The 20,301-nt window shown below is 75.1% G+C and carries 19 protein-coding genes; 10 read left to right on the forward strand and 9 right to left on the reverse strand.

Annotation, left to right across the window (positions count from 1 at the left end; all coding sequences use genetic code 11):
• Nucleotides 1-205 precede the first annotated feature (205 nt).
• The 8 genes from rpmH to ACI78Q_RS03140 all read left to right on the forward strand — a co-directional run bounded on the left by rpmH (nucleotide 206) and on the right by ACI78Q_RS03140 (nucleotide 5,786).
• Complete coding sequence (gene rpmH, locus ACI78Q_RS03105; protein WP_089305879.1) at nucleotides 206-343, forward strand: 50S ribosomal protein L34; 138 nt, start codon at nucleotides 206-208, stop codon at nucleotides 341-343.
• A gap of 1 nt (nucleotide 344) precedes the next feature.
• Entirely contained in the window at nucleotides 345-728 is a 384-nt protein-coding gene (gene rnpA / locus ACI78Q_RS03110) for a ribonuclease P protein component (protein ID WP_456921853.1), read from the forward strand.
• Between the two features lie 56 nt (nucleotides 729-784).
• Nucleotides 785-1,078: a membrane protein insertion efficiency factor YidD gene (yidD, locus tag ACI78Q_RS03115; protein WP_456921854.1), complete on the forward strand. Its 294-nt coding sequence runs from the start codon at nucleotides 785-787 to the stop codon at nucleotides 1,076-1,078.
• Nucleotides 1,071-2,204, forward strand: coding sequence for a membrane protein insertase YidC (yidC, locus tag ACI78Q_RS03120; protein ID WP_456921855.1), 1,134 nt, complete (start codon nucleotides 1,071-1,073; stop codon nucleotides 2,202-2,204). Before yidD ends, yidC begins: the two co-directional genes overlap by 8 nt.
• Nucleotides 2,205-2,298: 94 nt before the next feature.
• A complete protein-coding gene (locus tag ACI78Q_RS03125) occupies nucleotides 2,299-2,937 on the forward strand; it encodes a Jag family protein (protein ID WP_456921856.1) in 639 nt (212 codons plus the stop codon).
• Nucleotides 2,934-3,593, forward strand: a complete 660-nt coding sequence (gene rsmG / locus ACI78Q_RS03130) for a 16S rRNA (guanine(527)-N(7))-methyltransferase RsmG (RefSeq protein ID WP_456921857.1) — start codon at nucleotides 2,934-2,936, stop codon at nucleotides 3,591-3,593. Before ACI78Q_RS03125 ends, rsmG begins: the two co-directional genes overlap by 4 nt.
• An 82-nt stretch (nucleotides 3,594-3,675) precedes the next feature.
• Nucleotides 3,676-4,746 (forward strand): AAA family ATPase, encoded by a 1,071-nt coding sequence (locus ACI78Q_RS03135; RefSeq protein WP_456921858.1) that lies wholly within the window; start codon nucleotides 3,676-3,678, stop codon nucleotides 4,744-4,746.
• A complete protein-coding gene (locus ACI78Q_RS03140; protein ID WP_456921859.1) occupies nucleotides 4,743-5,786 on the forward strand; it encodes a ParB/RepB/Spo0J family partition protein in 1,044 nt (347 codons plus the stop codon). The genes ACI78Q_RS03135 and ACI78Q_RS03140 overlap by 4 nt, the downstream gene beginning before the upstream one ends.
• A 111-nt stretch (nucleotides 5,787-5,897) precedes the next feature.
• On the opposite strand, the gene ACI78Q_RS03145 is transcribed toward ACI78Q_RS03140, so the two are convergent.
• The 9 genes from ACI78Q_RS03145 to ACI78Q_RS03185 form a co-directional block, all read right to left on the reverse strand.
• The gene (locus ACI78Q_RS03145; protein ID WP_456921860.1) at nucleotides 5,898-6,890 is read right to left on the reverse strand and encodes a D-alanine--D-alanine ligase family protein; all 993 of its coding nucleotides are present in this window, start codon (nucleotides 6,888-6,890) and stop codon (nucleotides 5,898-5,900) included.
• Nucleotides 6,887-8,290, reverse strand: coding sequence for an aminotransferase-like domain-containing protein (locus ACI78Q_RS03150; protein WP_456921861.1), 1,404 nt, complete (start codon nucleotides 8,288-8,290; stop codon nucleotides 6,887-6,889). The genes ACI78Q_RS03145 and ACI78Q_RS03150 overlap by 4 nt, the downstream gene beginning before the upstream one ends.
• Nucleotides 8,291-8,358: 68 nt before the next feature.
• Entirely contained in the window at nucleotides 8,359-9,513 is a 1,155-nt protein-coding gene (locus ACI78Q_RS03155; protein ID WP_456921862.1) for an N-acetylmuramoyl-L-alanine amidase, read from the reverse strand.
• A 170-nt stretch (nucleotides 9,514-9,683) separates the two neighbouring features.
• On the reverse strand, nucleotides 9,684-10,010 hold the full coding sequence (trxA, locus tag ACI78Q_RS03160) for a thioredoxin (protein WP_456850861.1): 327 nt from the start codon (nucleotides 10,008-10,010) through the stop codon (nucleotides 9,684-9,686).
• A gap of 116 nt (nucleotides 10,011-10,126) precedes the next feature.
• The gene (gene trxB, locus ACI78Q_RS03165; RefSeq protein ID WP_456921863.1) at nucleotides 10,127-11,101 is read right to left on the reverse strand and encodes a thioredoxin-disulfide reductase; all 975 of its coding nucleotides are present in this window, start codon (nucleotides 11,099-11,101) and stop codon (nucleotides 10,127-10,129) included.
• Nucleotides 11,102-11,220: 119 nt separating this feature from the next.
• On the reverse strand, nucleotides 11,221-12,858 hold the full coding sequence (locus tag ACI78Q_RS03170) for a protein kinase family protein (RefSeq protein WP_456921864.1): 1,638 nt from the start codon (nucleotides 12,856-12,858) through the stop codon (nucleotides 11,221-11,223).
• Between the two features lie 71 nt (nucleotides 12,859-12,929).
• Complete coding sequence (gene murJ, locus ACI78Q_RS03175; RefSeq protein ID WP_456921865.1) at nucleotides 12,930-14,675, reverse strand: murein biosynthesis integral membrane protein MurJ; 1,746 nt, start codon at nucleotides 14,673-14,675, stop codon at nucleotides 12,930-12,932.
• Between the two features lie 251 nt (nucleotides 14,676-14,926).
• Nucleotides 14,927-17,269 carry a DUF6049 family protein gene (locus ACI78Q_RS03180; protein WP_456921866.1) on the reverse strand — a complete coding sequence of 781 codons (2,343 nt, stop codon included), beginning with the start codon at nucleotides 17,267-17,269 and terminating at the stop codon, nucleotides 14,927-14,929.
• Entirely contained in the window at nucleotides 17,266-17,742 is a 477-nt protein-coding gene (locus ACI78Q_RS03185; protein ID WP_456921867.1) for an NUDIX hydrolase, read from the reverse strand. The genes ACI78Q_RS03180 and ACI78Q_RS03185 overlap by 4 nt, the downstream gene beginning before the upstream one ends.
• A gap of 42 nt (nucleotides 17,743-17,784) precedes the next feature.
• On the opposite strand from ACI78Q_RS03185, the gene ACI78Q_RS03190 reads away from it, so the two are divergent.
• Complete coding sequence (locus ACI78Q_RS03190; protein WP_456921868.1) at nucleotides 17,785-19,275, forward strand: CCA tRNA nucleotidyltransferase; 1,491 nt, start codon at nucleotides 17,785-17,787, stop codon at nucleotides 19,273-19,275.
• 90 nt (nucleotides 19,276-19,365) lie between these two features.
• Entirely contained in the window at nucleotides 19,366-20,301 is a 936-nt protein-coding gene (locus tag ACI78Q_RS03195) for a DUF559 domain-containing protein (protein ID WP_456921869.1), read from the forward strand.

The raw sequence follows: 20,301 nt of genomic DNA on the forward strand, positions 1-20,301 counted from the left end.
CGGCGCGCCGTTCGCTCCCACCGCCGCGTCTGGGGGAGCCTGGGGAGTCCGTGTCCGGACGGCCCTCCGGCACCGGGGAATCCTCGGCTATGCTGGCGGGAGTCTGTGGACGGGGAGCCGGTCCTGCCGAGCTCCAACCGTCCCTCCGCGCGTGCCTGCCCGCCGGCCGGTGCGCACCGTCGATGTCGTGTAGTGGGAGTACCTCGTGAGCAAGCGCACGTTCCAGCCGAACAACCGCCGCCGGTCCAAGACCCACGGCTTCCGGCTGCGTATGCGCACCCGCGCGGGCCGGGCGATCATCGCCGGCCGTCGGCGCAAGGGTCGCGAGAAGCTCTCCGCCTGAGGTGCTGCCCGCGCAGGCACGCCTGCGCCGGCGTCCGGAGTTCACCGCGGTCGTCCGGTCCGGTCGGCGTGCCGGACGGCCGACCATGGTGCTCCACTACCTCCCCGAACGGCCCGTGACTCCGGCCGCCGGCACCGCCGGCGAGACCGGCGGTCCACGGGCCGGCTTCGTGGTGGGCAAGGCCGTGGGCAACTCCGTGGTCCGGCACCGCGTGACGCGCCGGCTGCGGGCGGTCGTCCTGGGCGAGCTGCACCGGCTGCCCGCAGCGGCCGACCTCGTCGTCCGCGCCCGTCCCGAGGCGGCGACCGCGAGCTCGGTCGACCTGCGCCGGGACCTCGCGGCCGGTCTGGACCGCCTCCTCGGCTCCCGGACCCGCACCTCGTGAGCGGCGCCGCGGTCCCTTCCGGTTCCTCCCCCGCTGCCTCGCGCGGGCGGGGACCGGTGGGCCGCGCCCTGCTGGGCGCGGTGCGCTTCTACCAACGCGCGGTCAGCCCGGCGCTGCCGCCGCGCTGCCGGTTCGCCCCCACGTGCAGCGCCTACGCCGTCGAGGCGATCGAGGTCCACGGCGCCGCCCGCGGCAGCTGGCTGGCACTGCGCCGCCTGCTCAAGTGCGCGCCCTGGCACCCCGGGGGCTTCGACCCCGTTCCCCCGGTGAGCACCCCACCACCCGGAACCGACCGAGCCACCCCGCCGGCCCCCGCCCGGGCCCCGCAGGAGGAGTCCCCCCTTGCTTGACTGGCTGTACACCGCCATCTCGTGGGTCATGGCCCGGTGGCACTCGTTGTGGGACGCCGTCTTCGGTGACCCCCCGGCCGGGACGGGCCTGTCCGGGCTGGCCTGGGCGCTGTCGATCGTCTTCCTGGTCGTCACGATCCGGGTGCTGCTGTTCCCGCTGTTCGTCAAGCAGATCAAGTCGCAGCGGGCGATGCAGGAGATCCAGCCGGAGATCCAGAAGCTGCGCAAGCAGTACGGCAGCGACAAGCAGGGCTTCAGCCAGGCGATGATGGCGCTGCAGAAGGAGCGCGGGGTCAACCCGCTGGCCGGGTGCCTGCCGATCCTCCCGCAGATCCCGGTCTTCCTCTCGCTGTTCCACGTGCTGCGCCGGCTCGCCCCCGGTGCGCCGGGCCTCTACGGCTGGAGCGACCAGCTCACCGACGAGGCCGCGCGGGCGCCGTTCTTCGGGGCGCCCATCTCCTCCTCGTTCGACATGTCCGGGGAGAAGGAAGCGGCGATCCTCGCGCTGCCCGGGGTCACCTACACCAGCATCCGGGTCGTCGCCTTCATCCTCATCGTCATCATGTGCGTGACGACGTACGTGACGCAGCGCCAGACGATGAAGCGCTCCGGCCCGGTCGAGGGTCAGGCCGCCACGGTGCAGAAGCTGCTGCTCTACGGCATGCCGATCAGCCTCTTCGTCACCGGCTTCTTCTTCCCCATCGGCGTCCTCCTCTACTGGTTCACCAACAACCTGTGGACGCTGGGGCAGCAGTACTTCATCCTCCGCAAGATGCCGCCGCCCGGCTCCCCCGCGGCGCTGGCCAAGGCGGCCGCCGACAAGCCCGCTGTCGACCCGAAGACCCTCGCGCCGAAGCCCGGGGCCAAGCCGGTCCGGCCGAAGCCCGGCCGTCCCGCGGCGCCGTCGTCCACGGTGGACCCGGCCAACCCGACCGGCGACACCACGCCGTCGGACACCACGCCGTCCGGTACCGCGTCGTCCGACGGCGCGAGCGGGTCGTCGGCGGCCTCGTCCAACGGCCAGGCGCCCGGCGGCAAGGGTTCGACCAGCAGGCCACGCGGGACCACCGCCGGCCGCGGCGGCAGCCCGGGCCCGGCCAACCGGGGCAAGCGCAAGCGCCGCTGACGGCGCGCACCGGCGTCCGCGCGGGCGCCGTCCGGCTCCGGCCGGCCACCGACCACCGGGGAAGCCCGGATGACCGACCACGGGAGGAGACGCCATGAGCGCCCCGCAGAACCCCACAGACACGTCCGTGACCGCTGAGGCGACGTCGGGTGCGGTCCTCAGCCCCGTGCCCGGCGACGCCGGACCGGCCCAGCCGGACCTGCCCGACCCGGACGCCGACAGCGCCGACGCCGTCGTCGACCCGGCGGACACAGACGACGAGGACGGCGGGGACGACCTGCTCGTGCGCGAGGGCGACGTCGCGGGGGACTACCTGGAGCGGCTGCTCGACATCCTCGACGTGGACGGGGACATCGACCTCGACGTGGAGGGCGACCGCGCCTCGGTCGCGATCGTCGGCGGGGAGCTGCAGGACCTCGTCGGTGCGGACGGCTCGGTGCTGGAGGCCCTGCAGGAGCTGACCCGGCTGGCCGTGGCGCAGTCCACCGGCGTGCGCAGCCGGCTCATGCTCGACATCAGCGGGTTCCGGGCCAAGCGCCGCGCCGACCTGACCACCCTGGCCGCCGAGGCGGCCCGCCGGGTGGCGCAGAGCCGGCAGCCGGAGCGGCTGGCGGCGATGAACCCGTTCGAGCGCAAGGTCGTCCACGACGTCATCGCCGGCGTCGCCGGTGTGCACAGCGAGTCGGAGGGCGAGGAGCCCAACCGCCGCGTCGTGGTGCTGCCGGATCGGTGAGTGCCCCCGCCGACGTCCCGGCCGTCCCACCGGCCCCACCCGTAGCGCGGGCGGTGTTCGGGGACGCCGTCGCCGACGCCGAGCGCTACGTGGCCCGGCTGGCCACCGACGGCGTCACCCGCGGGCTGATCGGCCCGCGCGAGGTGCCGCGGTTGTGGGAGCGGCACGTGCTCAACAGCGCCGCCGTCGCCGAGGCGGTCCCCTCCGGGGCCCGGGTGGTGGACGTCGGTAGCGGTGCCGGCCTGCCCGGTGTCCCGCTGGCGCTGGCCCGGCCGGACCTCCAGCTCACGCTGGTGGAGCCCATGGCCCGCCGGGTGGAGTTCCTCGAGGAGGTCGTCGCCGAGCTGCAGGCCCCGTGGCGGGTGGTCCGCGGGCGGGCCGAGGAGCGCTCCGTGCGCACCGCCGTCGGGCCGGTCGACGTGGTCACCGCCCGGGCGGTGGCGGCGCTCCCCCGCCTGGTGTCGTGGTGCCGCGGGCTGATGCGGCCGGGCACGCTGCTGGTCGCCCTGGTGGGTGCGCGGGCGGTGGAGGAGCTGCCTGCCCTGGTGCCCGAGCTCGAGGCCGCCGGGATGCGGGAGATCCACGCTCGGGCTGTCGGTGCGGAGCTGGGCGACGCTGCCACTACCGTGGTGGTCATGACGCGTGGGCCACGGTGACTTCTGCCGCCTGTTCCACGTGGAACCCGTACATCTCCCCGAGCCCGTTCCACGTGAAACGGATCGGCAGGAAGGACCCGAGATGACCGACCCGGGCCAGCGGCTGCGGAGCAGCCTCGCCGCCGACCAGGGGGCCAGCTCCGGAGCGGACTTCGACAGCCCCATCGCCATGGAGGCCCTGCGGGCCACTCGAGTGCTGCACGCGGCCAACCAGGAGCCCTTCCCCAAGCCGGGGCGGATCCGGGTCATCACCATCGCCAACCAGAAGGGCGGCGTCGGCAAGACGACGTCGGCGGTGAACCTGGGCGTGGCGCTCGCGCTCTACGGCCTGCGGACGCTGGTGATCGACCTCGACCCGCAGGGCAACACGAGCACCGCCCTGGGCGTCGAGCACACCGTCGGGACGCCGTCGGTCTACGACGCCCTGGTGGGTGACAGCTCGCTGTCGGAGGTGGTCCACCCGACCACGGCCAGCCCGCTGCTGCTCTGCGTGCCCGCCACCATCGACCTCGCCGGCGCGGAGATCGAGCTGGTCTCCGTCGTCGCCCGCGAGTACCGGCTGCGCCGGGCGATCGAGGCCTACCTCGTCGCCCTGCCGGCCGAGCAGCGGCCGCACTACGTCCTGGTGGACTGCCCGCCGTCTCTCGGGCTGCTCACGCTCAACGCGCTGGTGGCCGGCGACGAGGTGCTCATCCCGATCCAGTGCGAGTACTACGCGCTGGAGGGGCTGGGGCAGCTGCTCAACAACATCGACCTGGTGCGCCAGCACCTCAACCCGGGCATCGCCGTCCGCACCATCCTGCTGACGATGTACGACGCGCGGACCAAGCTCGCCGACCAGGTCGCGGAGGAGGTCCGCAGCCACTTCGGGGACCTGGTGCTCGACGCGGTGATCCCCCGCAACGTGCGCGTGTCCGAGGCGCCGGGCTACGGCCAGTCGGTGCTCACCTACGACCCCGGCTCCCGCGGCTCGACGAGCTACGTCGAGGCCGCCCGTGAGCTGGCCGAGCGGGGCGTCTCGTTGCCGCCGCTCGCCTCGCGCACGGGCCCCGGGATGCCCGCCGTCCCCCCGCCGCCGCTGGGTGCGGCATTCCCCGACACCGACGCGGCCGCCGTGCCCGTCCCCCCTTCTTCTCCTGAGGAGCGAGCATGACCAAGCGCGGTGGCCTGGGCCGGGGGCTCGCGGCACTGATCCCCACCAGCGCCCCGCCCGTCGAGCAGCCGACGCTGCCGGGCGCGCAGCCCGAGGACGGTGCGGCCGCGGCCCCCGCGCCGGCGGCCGAGGCGCCGTCCGCTCCGCCGGTGCACCTGCTGCCGCCGGCGGCCCAGGCGGCCGAGACCGTGGCCCGGCAGCGGGAGGAGGCAGCGGTCGGCGTCCCCGGGGCGCAGCTGCGCGAGGTCGCCGTCGGCGAGGTCGTGCCCAACCCCAAGCAGCCCCGCCAGGTCTTCGACGACGAGGCGCTGGAGGAGCTCACCTACTCGGTCCGGGAGTTCGGCCTCCTGCAGCCGATCGTGGTGCGCGAGCGCACCGAGGGCGGCTACGAGCTCATCATGGGCGAGCGGCGGCTGCGGGCCGCCCGCGCCGCCGAGCTGGACACCGTGCCGGCCATCGTCCGCGACACCACGGACGACGCCCTGCTCCGGGACGCCCTGCTGGAGAACATCCACCGCGTCCAGCTCAACCCGCTGGAGGAGGCCGCGGCCTACCAGCAGCTGCTGGAGGAGTTCGGCGCCACCCACGAGGAGCTGGCGCAGCGCATCGGCCGCAGCCGGTCGCAGGTCACCAACACCATCCGGCTGCTGAAGCTGCCGGTGAAGGTCCAGACGCGGGTCGCGGCCGGGGTCATCTCCGCCGGGCACGCCCGGGCGCTGCTCGGCCTGGCCGACGCCGAGGCCCAGGACGCGCTGGCCACCCGGATCGTCGCCGAGGGGCTGTCGGTGCGGGCCACCGAGGAGGCGGTCGCGATGGCCGCCGCCGAGCAGCCCTCGGCCAAGCGGCGCGCCCGGCGGTTCAGTGCCCCCGGGGTCGAGGACCTCGCCGGCCGGCTGTCGGACGCCTTCGAGACCAAGGTGAAGATCCAGATCGGCCGGGCTAAGGGCCGCATCGTCGTCGAGTTCGGGTCCGTCGACGACCTGCAGCGCATCATCGGCCAGATGGCGCCGGAGATCAGCGGCCGCCAGACCGAGGACTGAGGCCGCTCGGACGACGAAGGCCGGGTTACGTCACAGACGTAACCCGGCCTTCGCGCGTCGGCCCCTGGCCTGGTCCCGGGCACCCCCGCGCTGGCGAGCGAGGAGTCCCCCTCAGCGTTCGGTGGTCGCCCGGCGGGTCAGCAGCCGGGAGAGGACGTCGCCGAGCGAGTGCCCGGCCGCCTCCACCGCCATGGGGAACATCGACGTCTCGGTGAGCCCCGGGGAGACGTTCACCTCCAGGAAGTGCACCTCGCCGTCCGGGCTGACGATCGCATCGGTGCGGGACAGGTCGGCCAGGCCGAGCACCCGGTGCACCTGGACGGCGAGCGCCGCGGCCGCGGCCGCCACCTCGTCGGGCACCCGCGCCGGGGCGTGGTACTCGGTGAGGCCGGGGGTGTAGCGGGCCGTGTAGTCGAACACGCCCGACTCCGGCGCGATCTCCACCGCCGGCAGCGCCTCGGGCCCCTCCCCGAGGTCGACGACGGAGAGGGCGAGCTCCACGCCGTCGACGAACCGCTCGACGAGCACGGTGTCGCCGTAGGCGAAGCAGCTGACCATCGCGGCCGGGAGGTCCTCCACCCGGGTCACCTTCTGCGCCCCCAGCGCGGACCCGCCCGAGGCCGGCTTGACCATGAGCGGCAGGCCGAGCCGGGCCACGATGAGGTCCAGCACCGCGCCCGCGCCGAGCTCGCGGAACGTGCTGTGCGGCAGGGCCACCCAGTCCGGCGTCGTGACGCCCGCGGAGCGCACCACCGACTTCGCGGCGGGCTTGTCCCAGGCCAGCCGGCAGGCCGCGGCGGGCGACCCCACGTAGGGGACGCCGGCCAGGTCGAGCACCGCCCGCAGCGCGCCGTCCTCGCCGGTCGCCCCGTGCAGCGCGATGAACACCGCGTCGGCCGGGGCGGCGGCCAGTCCGGGCAGCAGCTCGGCGTCGGCGTCCCGGACCTCGGCGTCCACCCCGGCGCGGGTCAGCTCCTCCCACACCTGGGTGCCGGAGGAGAGGCTGACCTCGCGCTCGAAGTTCAGCCCACCGGCCAGGACGACGGCGCGCAGGGGGTGCGGTGCCGCCGCGGGCTCCGCGGCGGGTGCGGCCGACTCACTCATGCGCGTCCGTCCTCGTAGGTGTCGCTGTTGGCCGGGCCGACGATGTTCTCGGCCTCGTGGCTGCGGGTGGACCGGGTGACGGCCCGGAAGGAGCCGGTGTCCACGGCGCCGAAGGTGGAGTGCAGGTCCAGCTCGGCCTCGATGACGCGGGCCAGCCGGCGCACGCCCTCGCGGATCTGGTCCGGCTCGGGGTAGCAGTAGGACAGCCGCATGTACTCGCGCCCCGACCCGTCGGCGTAGAAGCCGATGCCCGGCACGTAGGCGACGTGCGCGTTCACCGCGCGCGGCTGCATCAGCTTGGCGTCCAGGCCGTGCGGCAGCTTGAGCCACACGTAGAACCCGCCGTCCGGCCTGGTCCAGGTCGTGCCCGAAGGCATCAGCTGCTCGAGGGACTCCAGCGTGGCGTCGCGGCGCTCGCGGTAGAGCTCGACGAAGTGCTTGATCTGCTCGCGCCATGGCTGGGTGTCCAGGTACCGCGCGACGGCGTACTGGGTGAGCGAGGGCGGGCAGAGCACCTGCGCCTCGGTGGCCAGCACCAGCTTCTCGCGCACGGCGAGCGGGGCGAGCACCCAGCCCACGCGCAGGCCCGGGGAGAACGTCTTGGAGAACGACCCGAGGTAGATGACCCGCCGGCTGTCGCGCGCCCGCAGCGCCCGCATCGGCTCCCGGTCGAAGCCGAGCAGCCCGTAGGGGTTGTCCTCGACGACGAGCAGGTCGTAGCGCTCGGCGATCTCCATGACCGCCTGGCGGCGCGGCTCGGACAGCGTCACCCCGGCCGGGTTGTGGTAGTTCGGCACCGTGTAGAGGAACTTCACCCGGTCGCCGTTGGCCCGGCACTCCAGCAGGGCCTGCTCCAGGGCCTCGGGGATCAGGCCGTCGTCGTCCATCGGGACGTGCCGGACCCGCGCCTCCGAGGCGTCGAAGACGCCGAGCGCGCCCACGTACGACGGCCCCTCGGCGAGGACGACGTCACCGGGGTCGCAGAAGACCCGGGTGACGAGGTCCAGCCCCTGCTGGGAGCCGACGGTGACCACGACCTCGCTGGGCGAGGCGTCGGTGATGCCCTCCAGCGCCATGACGTCGCAGATGCGCTCGCGCAGCCGCGGGTCGCCCTGACCGGAGCCGTACTGCAGGGTCTGCGCGCCCATGCCGGAGACCAGCTCGCCGATCATCGAGCCCACCGCGTCCAGCGGCAGCGCCGTGACCGCCGGCATGCCCCCGGCCAGCGAGACGACCTCGGGCCGGCTCACGACCGAGAACAGTGCCCGGATCTCCGAGGTCTTCATCCCGTGCGTGCGTGCTGCGTACCGGTCCGCCAGCGGGTCCAGCCGCGGATGGCGCGGAGCCGGGTGGGGGGTCACGCCGGGGCCCGGAGGCGTGCCGGGCGGGAGATTGGCCACCCGTCGAGTGTAGGGAGCCGCCCGCCGTTGCCTGCCGGGGACACGGCGGGCAGGACGGACCAGTCCGCTCACACCCTCCCGGGGAGGACGAAGGTGCCGGTCGGCGGGTCGGCCTCGGCGGGCAGGAACAGCCGCTGGACGGCGGCCAGGACGGCGCTGGCCACGGTGCTGCGCAGCCGGGCGTCGAGCAGCAGCAGCCGGTCCACCGGGTGGGAGAGGTAGCCGCAGTCGATGCGCACCGCGGGCATGCGGGTCATGCGCAGCAGGTCCCAGGTCTTGGGGTGCGAGCCGAGGTCGATCAGGCCGGTGCGGGCCACCACCTCGCGGCGCAGCAGGTTGGCGAACTGCTCCCCCACCGTGGACGACGCCCCGGACCCGGTGCCGTAGTAGTAGCTGGCCACGCCGCGGGCGTGCTCGGAGGCGTGCGCGTCGATGTGCAGGGAGAGGAAGAGGTCGGCGCGGGCGTCGTTGGCGAACGCCGTCCGGTCGGCCGGGTCGGGGTTCTGCTTCCGCCCGCGGGTCAGGTAGACGGTCGCCCCCGCGGCGGCGAGCCGGCCCTCGATGCGGGAGGCCAGGTCGAGGACGAGGTCGGCCTCGGTGGTCTCCCCCGCGGTGAACCCGGTGTCGGCCCCGCCGTGCCCGGGGTCGATGACGATCCGCCGTCCGATGAGGTGCGGTCCGCTCTCCACGAAGCTGGCGCTCTGCCGCAGCAGCTGCGGGCGGCCGCCGGTGACCTTGCGGCCGAGCTGGCGCAGCGCGCGCAGCGTCGCCGGCCCGCAGGTGCCGTCGGAGGTCAGCCCGTAGTCGCGCTGGAAGGCCCGCAGGCCGACCTCGGTCTCCGGCCCGAAGACGCCGTCCACCGGGCCGGCGTCGTAGCCGAGCTCGTGCAGCCGCTCCTGCAGGTTGGTGACGTCGTCCCCGCGGATGGGCCGCTCCGGGTCGTGGTGCAGCAGCCGGTCGCCCAGGGACCAGCGGGCCTCCGAGAGGGCCCGGTAGGTCTCCGCACCGACCCGGCCGTCGACCGAGAGGCCACGGACCTGTTGGAAGTGCCGGACGGCGAGCTCGGTGGCCGGGCCGTAGACCGCGTCCTCGAGCGACTCGTCCTCGGTGCCGCCGTCCCCGGAGGGCAGCAGGGCGAGCGCGCGCAGGGCGGCCTGCACGTCGGCCACGGCGGGGCCCCGGTCACCGGGGCCCAGGGGGTGCATGCGGCTGTCGGTTCCCATCGTGGGGTCGATTGTGGTCCCCGGCCGTGCGCCCGGCCTCCCGGGGGGCACCCGGACGCACGAGGGCCTCCCCGGCACACGGCCGGGGAGGCCCTCAGTGACGTGCTGGAACGGCCACCGTTCGGGGCCCCGCGCCGAGCGTGGAGGCGTGGGGGGATGGGGGTCCTCTGTCAGATGTAGTCGGCGAGGTCCGAGAGGATCGCGCCCTTCGGCTTGGCCCCGATGATGCTCTTCACCGGCTTGCCACCCTGGAAGACCGTCATCGTCGGGATCGACATGACCTGGTAGTCACGGGCGATCTGCGGGTTCTCGTCGATGTTCAGCTTGGCGATCGTCAGCTTGTCGCCGTGCTCGGCGGCGATCTCCTCGAGGACCGGAGCGACCATCTTGCACGGGCCGCACCACTCCGCCCAGAAGTCGACGAGCACGGGCTTGTCGCTGCCCAGCACGTCGTCGGCGAAGCTGGCGTCGGTGACCGTCACGGTGTTGCCTGCCATGGTCGTTCTCCTCGTGGTTCGTGGCTGTGGTGTGGGCCTGGCAGGGGTAACCGACCGGACCGGCCGTCTATGCCCCGGCCTGGTGGGTGCCCCGCATCACCCGGCGGCGAACGGGCTCAGCGCTCGCCGAAGGACTCGGCGAGGTACCGCTCGGCGTCGATCGCGGCCGAGGCGCCGGTGCCGGCCGAGGTGATGGCCTGCCGGTAGATGTGGTCGACGACGTCGCCGCAGGCGAAGACACCGTCGATGTTGGTCCGGGTGGTCGGGTGCTCGACCTGGATGTAGCCCTCGTCGTCCAGCTTCAGCTGGCCGGCGAAGATCTCGCTGCGCGGGTCGTGGCCGATCGCCACGAAGACGCCGGTGACCGGGACGGTCTCGGTGCCGCCGCTCTCCACGTCGGTGAGCTGGACGCCGGAGACGGTCTCCTCACCGAGGACGTCGGTGACCTGCTTGCCGAGCGCCCAGCGGATCTTCTCGTTCTCCTGGGCGCGCTGCTGCATGATCTTCGAGGCGCGCAGCTCCTGACGCCGGTGCACCACGGTGACGGTCTTGGCGAAGCGGGTGAGGAAGGTGGCCTCCTCCATCGCCGAGTCGCCGCCGCCGACCACGATGATGTCCTGGTCGCGGAAGAAGAAGCCGTCGCAGGTGGCGCAGGCGGAGACGCCGCGGCCGAGCAGGCGGGCCTCGTTGTCCAGGCCCAGGTACCGGTACTTCGAGCCGGTGGCGACGATGACGGCGTGCGCCCGGTGGACCTCGTCGCCGACCTTGACGATCTTCGGCTCGGCGGTCAGGTCGACCTCGCTGACGTCCCGCGCGACGAGCTCGGCGCCGAAGCGCTCGGCCTGCTGGCGCATGTCCATCATCAGCTGGGGGCCCTGGATGCCCTCGGCGAAGCCGGGGAAGTTCTCGACCTCGGTGGTGGTCATCAGCGCGCCACCGAACTGGGAGCCCTCGAACACCAGGGGGTGGAGGTTGGCGCGGGCGGCGTAGACGGCGGCGGTGTAGCCGGCCGGGCCCGACCCGATGATGATCAGGTCACGGATGCCGTCATGCTCCGCCGGCGGGATCGCGGGGTTCCCGTCGGTGGTCACGGCGGGGCCGGGGGTCGGGTGGTCTGAGGTCACGGGCGGCACAACGTGGATGGTAGAAGCCGCATTCCCCCGTGAGCAGCGGCGCATTCCAGGGGGCGGAAAACCCGACCGGGCGCGAGTCAGTCGGCCGGCTGGGGCGCGACCTCGGCGATGTCGGCGGAGAAGCCGTCGTCCGAGGGCACCAGGCCGGTGACCCACACCAGCAGGTAGCGGGTGGTGACCGGCTCGTCGAACGCGAGGTCCGTGGTCTCCTCCAGCTCGCCGGAGGCGACGACGTCGAAGCCGTCCAGGCCGTCGTCGGGCCGCTCGCCGGCCCGCACCTCGACGGTCGCCCCGGGGGTGTTCGTGGTGAGCGCGACACCGGCCAGTGCCTGCTCCGACCCGAGGTCGTAGACGACGCCGACGCCGTCCTTGAGGTTGCCGAAGGCCGGTGAGCCGCGGTAGGTCAGCGTCGACCACGCGGTCGCGGGGTCCCCGTCGAAGGACAGCGGGATCTCGTCGACGTTCTCCGGCTCGCCGTCGCCGCCGGGGTCGAGCACGGTGCCCTCGACGATCGTGGCGGGCGGGCCCTCCGCGGGGGTGGGGGCCGCGTCGTCCTCGGGCGGGGCGCTGCTGACCGGCGGGGGCGACGTGGTGTCCTCCGCGTCGACCGAGCCGGCCACCGACAGCACGCTGGAGCCGAACCACCAGGCCAGCGCGACCACGATCGCCAGGGCGGCCAGCGGCAGCCCGATGACGAGCAGCCGCCGGCGCGCGGGCGAGCGCTCGTGGTCGTCCTCCGGCTCCGGCGTCACCTCGTCGTAGCCGTGGTCGTCGTCCTCGTACACCCCGAAGCCGGAGGCCAGGGGCAGCAGGTCCTCGTCGGCGTCGACCGGGTGCGGTGCCGGCACCGGCGGGCGGCCCTGGGCGTCCAGGCGGCGCGGAGCGCCCGGCCCGGTGGTGTTCATCGTGGGCGCGGGGTCGTCGGTGGCGTCGTCCTCCCGGCGCTCCCGCAGCCGGCGCAGCCACCCGCTGTCGCTCTCGTCGGCGCCGCGCACCGGCTCGGAGACGTGACCGCGGGGCCGCTCGGCGAGCAGCGCGGCCATCGCCGCCACACTCGACAGACCGCCGCCGGGCTCGGTGGAGCGGGCGCGGCGCACCAGGGCGGCCAGGTCGGGCGCCATGCCCGGACGCGGCCCGGGCTGCGGCTCCTCGCCGGGGCGGCGGCCGGTCAGGCAGTACTCGAGCAGCTCGCCGAGCGCCGCGATGTCGCCCTGCAGGGTGCCGCTGGCGGCGGGCACGGCCCGCAGCCCGACCAGGCCGTTGGGCCGCAGGACGACGGTCTCGGGGGTGAGCCCGCCGACGGCCAGCCCGACGCGGTGCGCCTCGGCCACGCCCTCGGCGAGCCGGCGCAGCACGGTGCGGGCCTCGCGCTCGGGCATCGGGCCCCCGGCCAGCCGCTCGGCGAGGGTCTGCCCCTCGATCCACTCGTTGACGACGTAGGCCGAGCCACCGGGGGCGGTGCCGCCGCTGCCCTCCGCCGCGTCGTACACCATCGCGAGGGCCGGGGTGGCCAGGCCGCCGGCGGTGAGGGCGCGGGTGATCCAGTCGCGCGCGGCCAGGCCGCCGGGGGTGTGCACCCGGATGGCGACGTCGCGGTTGAGGATGCGGTCCTTGGCGCGCCAGCAGCGGATGACGCCGGTGGCGGTGTTCTCCGCGGGCCCGACCTCGTCGAGCGGGCGGTACCGGTCGGGGAGGCCGGTGGTCGTGGACGTCATCGACGCAGCCGACCCCCACTCCCATCCCGGCCGGCGGCTGGGTTGCCCCGGCGAGGGCGTCGCCGGGGTGTTCACCCGCGCCCCAGCCGTGCCCTGACGGCGGCCAGGGGCTCACGGACCTCGGGAACTCGGGCGAGCACCAGCCCTGCCAGGGCCACGACGCCGATCACCACGGTACCGACCAGCAGGGTGCCGAGCGACCCCGCCACCGACGAGCCGAGGGCGTCCTCGGTCACCAGCACCGCGCCCCACCCGAGCAGGCCTGCCACGGCGGAGGCGGCGGCGATGCGCAGCACGGGGCCCAGGGTGGCGCGGCCGTGCAGGGCTCCCAGCCGCCGGTGCAGCGCCACGTGGCCCAGCACCCAGCCGGCCACGTAGGTGATGCTCGTGACCAGCATCAGCCCGGCCACGACGTGCTCGGGGCCGACGACGACCGGGACGAGCAGCAGCAGCGGCACCCGCACGGCCACCATGCCCAGCTGGATGAGCGTCGGCGTCCGGGCGTCCTTCATGGCGTAGAAGACCCGCAGCTGCAGCAGCGTGACCGCCATGGGCAGCAGGCCGAAGGCGCCGACGGCCAGCGCCGTCCCGATGGCCTGCGCCTCCTCGACGCTGGTGTTGCCCCGGGCGAAGGCCACCGTCGCGAGGGCCGGCCCGAGCACGGTGAGGGCGGCGGTGACCGGCAGCAGGCCGAGGGCCGACAGGCGCGTGCCGAGGCCGAGGTCCTGCACCACGCCGGGGACGTCGGCCCGTGCGGCCGCCCGGCTCATCCGCGGCAGCAGCGCGGTCAGCAGGGCCACGCCGATGATCCCGTAGGGCATGTGGAACAGCAGGCTGGCGATGGCGAAGGCGCTGGAGCCCAGTCCGTCCGCGCGGCCGGCCGCGTTGGCGATGCGGGTGGCGACGGCGACGCCGACCGCGCTCACCGCGCTGTACCCGATCACCCACAGGCCGAGCGAGCCGGCCTCGCGCAGGCCGGTGTTCCGCAGCCCCCAGCGCGGTCGCAGCGGCACACCGGCCCGGCCGAGCAGCGGCAGCAGCACCAGTGCCTGCGCGGCGATGCCGAGCGTCGTGCCGCCGCCGAGCAGCCACACCTGCGCGGGCGTGATGGTCGCCGGGGTGAGGTCGCCCGGGCCGGTGGCGGCGACGAAGAGGACGCCGGTGGCGATGACCACGACGTTGTTGAGCACCGGGGCCCAGGCCGGCGGCCCGAACACCCCGCGGGAGTTGAGGATCGCCTGCGCCAGCGCCCCCACGCCGTAGAACACGATCTCCACCAGCAGGATCCGCGCCAGCCAGTTGGCCAGCCGGACCTGCTCCGGGTCGCCCTGGATGCCGTAGAGCGCCGTGAGGGCCGGTGCGATCACGATGGCCAGCGCCGTCACGACCACCAGCCCGGCGACGGCGACCGTGGCCAGCCGCTGGGCGTACGCCGTGCCGCCGTCCCGGTCGCGCTCCTGGGCGTGCACGAGCAGCGGCACGATCACCGAGGTCAGGACGCCGCCGAGCAGCAGCTCGTAGACGATGTTGGGCAGCGTGTTCGCGGTGTTGTAGGCGTCGTTGACCAGCCCGACGCCCAGCGCGGCGGCGAGCACCATCGTGCGCAGCAGGCCGGTGACCCGGGAGACGAGCGTGGCCACGGCCATGGTCCCGGCGGCGCGAAGGATGCCGCGGCTGGCGCCGGGCGCCCCCTCCCGGGCGTCGAGGTCCTCGTCGGACTCGTCGACCGGGCGCGGCACCGCGGGCAGCACCGGGATGAGCTGGGTGTCGTCGGGCCCGGGTACCCAGCGTCCCGGGCGCGGCCGCGGGGGCGGCACGGGGGGCAGCGGCCGCGCCCAGGACCCCGGAGGCGCCTCCGGCCGCACGGGGGACGCCGTGGGCGCGGACGTGCGCGGGTACGGCGGCGGGGGCAGCGGGAGCGCGGGCGGCGTGCCGGGACCGGGAACCGGTGGCGGGCCGGCCGCCCGGTCGGACCGGTCCGCGCCCGACCGGGTCGCCGGGGGGACCGGTGGCAGCGGGATCCGGCGCCGGCGCTCCTCCACGGGCCGCTCGTCGCGGCCGGCGGCGGTCACACCGGGCTCCGCGTCGGGGGCAGGGGCTGGGGCTGCTCGACCGGCTCGGCGGTGCCCCGCCGGCGGCGGAGCACGAACAGCACCAGGCGGCGGAGGAACAGCAGACCCAGCAGCGCGGCGGCGCCGATCGTGATGAACAGCGAGATCGACCCGTACGCGGTGCTCTTCACCTGCAGCTCCACCGGGTCGCCCAGCGGGCCGCCGTCCGGCGTGATGAGCGTGGCGACGACGCCGAAGCGCCCCGACTGGCGCACCTCGGCCGGCACCGGCAGCGTCGTCCGCTGGCCGGGGTTGAGCACCTGTTCGCCGATGTCGCCGACGGTGAGGGCCGCGTTGCCCCGCGGCTGCACCCGGAGCAACACCCGGACGGCGAACGGCAGGTCGTTGCGGACGGTGAGCACCAGCGGGGCGTCGCCCGAGGCGAGGCTGTAGGTGCCTTCGGCCGGGGAGAGCAGGGTGACCCGCTCCCGCAGCCGGCCGAGCGTGGCCAGCAGGTCCGCGGCGCCGGCGTCGAAGCCCGCGGGGTCGTCGCGCCACGCGGCGGACACGGCCCGGGCGACCGCGGCGTCGTAGGGCGCCAGGACGGTGCCGGGGTCGTCGACCACCGCGCCGGCGAGGTCGTCGCGGATGCCGATCGCCGTGACGACGTCGGCCAGGCCCGCGGGCTCCAGCCCGCCCGGTGCGTCCGGGGAGGCCAGCTCGCCGGTGGCCGCCGACGGCCCGTCGCCGAGCTGGGACACCGTCGCCGGCCGCAGCCAGGGCAGCTGGGCGGCGGCGGCCATCATCGCCGCGGCGCCGCCGGGGTCGGGGTCGACCTCGCGGGTCGGGGCCACCAGCACCGTCTGCCCGGCCGGGTCGCTCCCGCCCCGCAGCGCCAGCAGGGACAGCTCGGCGAGGTAGCGCTGCTCCGCGACCCGGGCGCCGCCGGTCGACCGGGACGCCGCGCCGACCAGCCCGCTGAGGGCGCTGTCGGCGACGAGGGCGTCGACCTCGCCGCCGTCCACGGGGACCGCCGTCCGGGCCGCGGCGCCGCCGCCGTCCAGCCCGAGCGCCGCGGTGCCGTCGGTGAGGCCGTCCGGCGAGAGCACCAGCTCCCGTACCCCGCCGGCCTGCAGCGTGGCCACCGTGTCGGGGCGCACCGACCCGCCCACGGCCCACGCCAGGTCGGTGCGGGGCTCGACGCCCAGGGCGTCGCGGAGGATCTCCGCGCCGGCGCCGGTCGGGTCGTCGTCCGCCTCCGGGGGTGTGCTGCCGTCGGTGGGAGCGGCCGGGGTCGAGGCGTCGGGGTCGTCCTGCGCCGTCCCCTGCGGGGTGCCCGGCAGGCTGCGGATGACCACGCCCGGCAGGCCGGCGGCGGTGAGGGCGTCGGCGTCGACGTCGCCGTAGGGCAGCGCCACCACCGGGTGGTCGACGGCGACGGTCCGCAGCCGGTCGAGGAACTCGGCGGCGTCCTCGGTGCCCTGTCCGGCGTCGTCCTGCCCGGCCACGTCGTAGGGACCGGCGGCCATGAGCTCCAGCTCCTCGACCAGCGCGGGGTCGACGGCGAGGGTCACCCGCACCACCGGGGTGGGGTCCCCGCCCTCGGGCGCTGCGGTCTCGGGCAGCCGCTCGACGGCGGACAGCACCCGGTCCAGCCGGCCGCCGTCCTCGACGGCGTCGGCCAGGCCGTCGTCGGCGAACCCGCCGTCGGCGTCGCGGTGGGTGTGCTCCACCAGCGGCCACAGCCAGGCGACGCCGGTGGCCGCGGCCGGCTGCGCCGGGGGCTGCACGAGGAAGGTGGACAGCTCCCCCAGCCGGCGGCGCTCGCCGTCGGCCGCGGCGCCGTTGAGGTTGAGCAGCACCGGGTAGACGCCGTCTCGCGCGATCTGCAGCTCGGCGACGGTGGTGGTGAGCGCGAAGGCGACCGACCCGCCGGGGGCCAGCTCCCCGGGGACGGGCTGGAACGGCGTGGCGACGTCGGTCATCGGGTCGCGGTCGGCGTCGGTGGCCTGCAGCTCGGCGCGGCTCTCGAGCAGGTCGCCGCGCTGCAGACGGACCTCCAGGCCGGTGAACGTCTCGCTGCCGGTGTTGGTCAGCGTGCCGGCGATGGTGACGACGGCGTCGGGGGCCAGCGTCCGCGGGTCGATGCGGGTGGCCTCCAGCTGGACCGGCCGGGCGGCGTCGTCCTCGCTCACCGGCGAGGGCTCGCCGGGTGTGGCCGCGGCCGCCGGCAGCGGGCCGAGCCCGACGAGGGGGGCGGCCAGGAACCCCACCAGGACGGCGCAGAGCGGCGCCGCCCGGCCGCAGGTGCGGCCCCGGTGCGGCGCGGGAGGGGTGCGGAAGGGTCGCCGACCGCTCACGCGCTGTCGGCGAGGAGTGCCGGTGCCCGCTCGACGAGGGCGCGCTCGTCGGCGTAGGCCAGCCGGTCACCGAGCTCGTCGAGGGGGACCCAGGCGACCTCGGTCACCTCGATGTCGGCGTCGGACAGGGCTCCTCCGATGGCGCGGAGCAGGAAGTGGTGCACGGTCTTGTGCACGCGGCGGCCGTCGGCGACGAACCAGAAGTCGATGATGCCCAGCGGGGCGACGACCTCGCCGACGATGCCGGTCTCCTCGGCGACCTCGCGGACGGCGGTGTCCTCCGGGGTCTCGCCCTCCTCGATGTGGCCCTTGGGCAGCGACCACAGGAGCCGGCCGCGGCGGTCGGTGCGGCCGATGAGCGCCGCTCGCGGCCCCGTGACGGGGTCGTCAGCGACCACCAGGCCCCCGGCGGAGGTCTCGTCGACCCGGCGCAACCGGCGGCCGGGGCGCCCTCGACCACCCGTCCCAGCCATGCCAGGAGGGTAGCGCGCGCCACGGCACTACCCTGGATCGTCGTGTCCGGTCAGCCCGCAAGTCGTCCCCCGGTCGTCGAACCGGTGCCGCCCGCCGTCCAGGAGACCGTGCGGGAGCTGGTCGACGTCTCCCCCGTGCTGACCCGGCTCGGCGAGCGCTTCACCGCGGCCGGCTTCGAGGTGCACCTCGTCGGCGGCTCGGTGCGCGACGCGCTGCTGGCGGCCGGTTCCGGCGGCCCGCGCGTCCCCGGTGACCTCGATCTGACCACCGACGCCCGCCCCGAGCAGGTGCTCGAGCTGGTGCGCGGCCTGGCCAGTTCCACGTGGAACACCGGCATCGCGTTCGGCACGGTCGGCGTGGAGGTGTCCGGCGTCCGGCTGGAGATCACGACGTACCGGGCCGACCGGTACGACCGGGAGTCGCGCAACCCGGAGGTCGCCTGGGGCACCTCGCTGGTCGACGACCTCGCCCGGCGCGACTTCACGGTCAACGCCATGGCGGTCTCCCTCGGCCCCGACCGCACCGTCACCGACCCCTACGGCGGGCTCGGTGACCTGCTGGCGCGCCGGCTGCGCACCCCGGGTGCCGCCGTCGACTCCTTCGCCGACGACCCGCTGCGGATGCTGCGCGCCGTCCGCTTCGTCGCCCAGCTCGGGCTGACGCCGGACGACGACGTGCTCGCGGCGATGACGTCGCTCGCCGGCGAGCTGGCCCGGATCACACCGGAGCGGGTGCAGGTGGAGCTGTCCAAGACGCTGCTGCAGGACGCCCCGCGGACGGCGCTGGAGCTGTTCGTCTCGACCGGGCTGGCCGACGTCGTCCTCCCGGAGCTGTCTGCGCTGCGCATGGAGATCGACGAGCACCACCAGCACAAGGACGTCTACAGCCACTCGCTGACCGTGCTCGACCAGGCGATCGCACTGGAGCGGGCCGACGCGTCGGTGACCGAGCCGGACCTCGTGCTGCGGCTGGCCGCCCTCCTGCACGACATCGGCAAGCCGGCCACCCGCCGTCACGAGGCGCGGGGGCGGGTGTCGTTCCACCACCACGAGGTGGTCGGCGCCAAGCTGGTGCGCAAGCGGCTGATGGCGCTGCGGTACTCGAAGGAGATCGTCGAGGCCGTCTCCCGGCTGACCTTCCTGCACCTGCGCTTCCACGGCTACGGCCGCGGCGAGTGGACCGACTCCGCCGTGCGCCGGTACGTCACCGACGCCGGCGACCTGCTCCCCCGGCTGCACAAGCTGGTGCGCTCGGACTGCACGACCCGCAACAAGCGGCGGGCGGCGGCGCTGTCGGCCACCTACGACTCGCTCGAGCAGCGGATCGCCGAGCTGTCGGCGGCCGAGGACCTCGCCCGCGTGCGCCCGGACCTCGACGGCAACGCGATCATGGAGATCCTCGGCATCCCGCCCGGCCGCGAGGTCGGCGAGGCGTGGAAGCACCTCAAGGAGCTGCGGCTGGAGCGCGGGCCGCTCGACCGCGACGAGGCCGAGGCCGAACTCCGCGCCTGGTGGGCCGCCCGCGCTGTGTAGCGGAGGCTGAGGGCGCAGGAATCCTCGCTCTCCAGCCTCCGCTGTGGACGGTGGAAGCGAGGCGGGCCCCATCTGGTCCAGCCTGCGCGGGTGCACCTCCCGCCGATCGACCACCGAGGTCAACAGGTCGCGCCCCGGAAGCTGCTGCTGGTGCGTGGCATCAGCGCCTACCGGATGCGGACCGCCGTCGCGTCGGGTCGCTGGCAGGAACCGCTCCCGGGTGTCCTCGTCAGTCACTCCGGGCCCCTCACCCGGACGGAGCGGTGGCACGCGGCGCTGCTGTTCGCGGGGGAGGCTGCGGTGCTGTCCCATCGCAGCGCCCTGCTGGCGTGGGGCGCTCGCATCGAGGAACCGTCGCGAGCGGTGCGCGTCGCCGGCGTTCGAGGTGACTACGCCTCACTGCCGGAGGGTGGCCTGGTGGAGGTCACCACACCCCACGGGCAGCACCTGCGGTCGAGGGGCTTCGTGGTCGTCCACCAGAGTCGTCGTCCCGTGGCCGAGGGGTTCGTCGTCGACCGGCTCCCGGTGGCACCCGCGGCGCGGGCTGCCGTCGACGTCGCCATCACCTCGCGCCGCCGGGCCGACGTCGACCACGTCGTGGCGGACGTCCTCCAGCGCGGCCTGTGCACGGTGCGGGAGCTCGAGGACGAGGCGGCCGCGCTCGCCCGGCGGATGACACCCTGGCTCCAGGCCGCGATCGCCGACGCGCGGCGGGGGATGCGGTCGGTGGGTGAGGCTGATCTCCGCCGGGCCGTCGTCGCAGCGCAGGTCCCCGAGCCGGAGTGGAACGCGGCGGTCGAGACGCCGCTGGGTACGTACTTCGTCGACGCGTACTGGCGGCGCCACCGGGTGGCCGCCGAGGCCGACGGGGCGGCATTCCACCTGAGCGCTCCGGACTGGGCTGCAGACCTCCGGCGGCAGAACGCCCTCCAGGCTGCCCGCGTGACGCTCTTGCGCTTCCCGGTCCGGCGCCTCCGCGCGGAGCCACTCGCCTGCGGGCTGGAACTGGCTCCCCTCGTCGCCTGA

It is taken from the genome of Geodermatophilus sp. SYSU D00705 (assembly GCF_054050135.1).

Coding starts and splice junctions, on each gene's coding strand:
- ACI78Q_RS03155 (WP_456921862.1), bottom strand. CDS start 9,513: ATGGGAACCGACAGCCGCATGCACCCCCTGGGCCCCGGTGACCGGGGC.
- trxA (WP_456850861.1), bottom strand. CDS start 10,010: ATGGCAGGCAACACCGTGACGGTCACCGACGCCAGCTTCGCCGACGAC.
- ACI78Q_RS03125 (WP_456921856.1), top strand. CDS start 2,299: ATGAGCGCCCCGCAGAACCCCACAGACACGTCCGTGACCGCTGAGGCG.
- ACI78Q_RS03145 (WP_456921860.1), bottom strand. CDS start 6,890: ATGAGTGAGTCGGCCGCACCCGCCGCGGAGCCCGCGGCGGCACCGCAC.
- ACI78Q_RS03135 (WP_456921858.1), top strand. CDS start 3,676: ATGACCGACCCGGGCCAGCGGCTGCGGAGCAGCCTCGCCGCCGACCAG.
- ACI78Q_RS03185 (WP_456921867.1), bottom strand. CDS start 17,742: ATGGCTGGGACGGGTGGTCGAGGGCGCCCCGGCCGCCGGTTGCGCCGG.
- ACI78Q_RS03140 (WP_456921859.1), top strand. CDS start 4,743: ATGACCAAGCGCGGTGGCCTGGGCCGGGGGCTCGCGGCACTGATCCCC.
- ACI78Q_RS03170 (WP_456921864.1), bottom strand. CDS start 12,858: ATGACGTCCACGACCACCGGCCTCCCCGACCGGTACCGCCCGCTCGAC.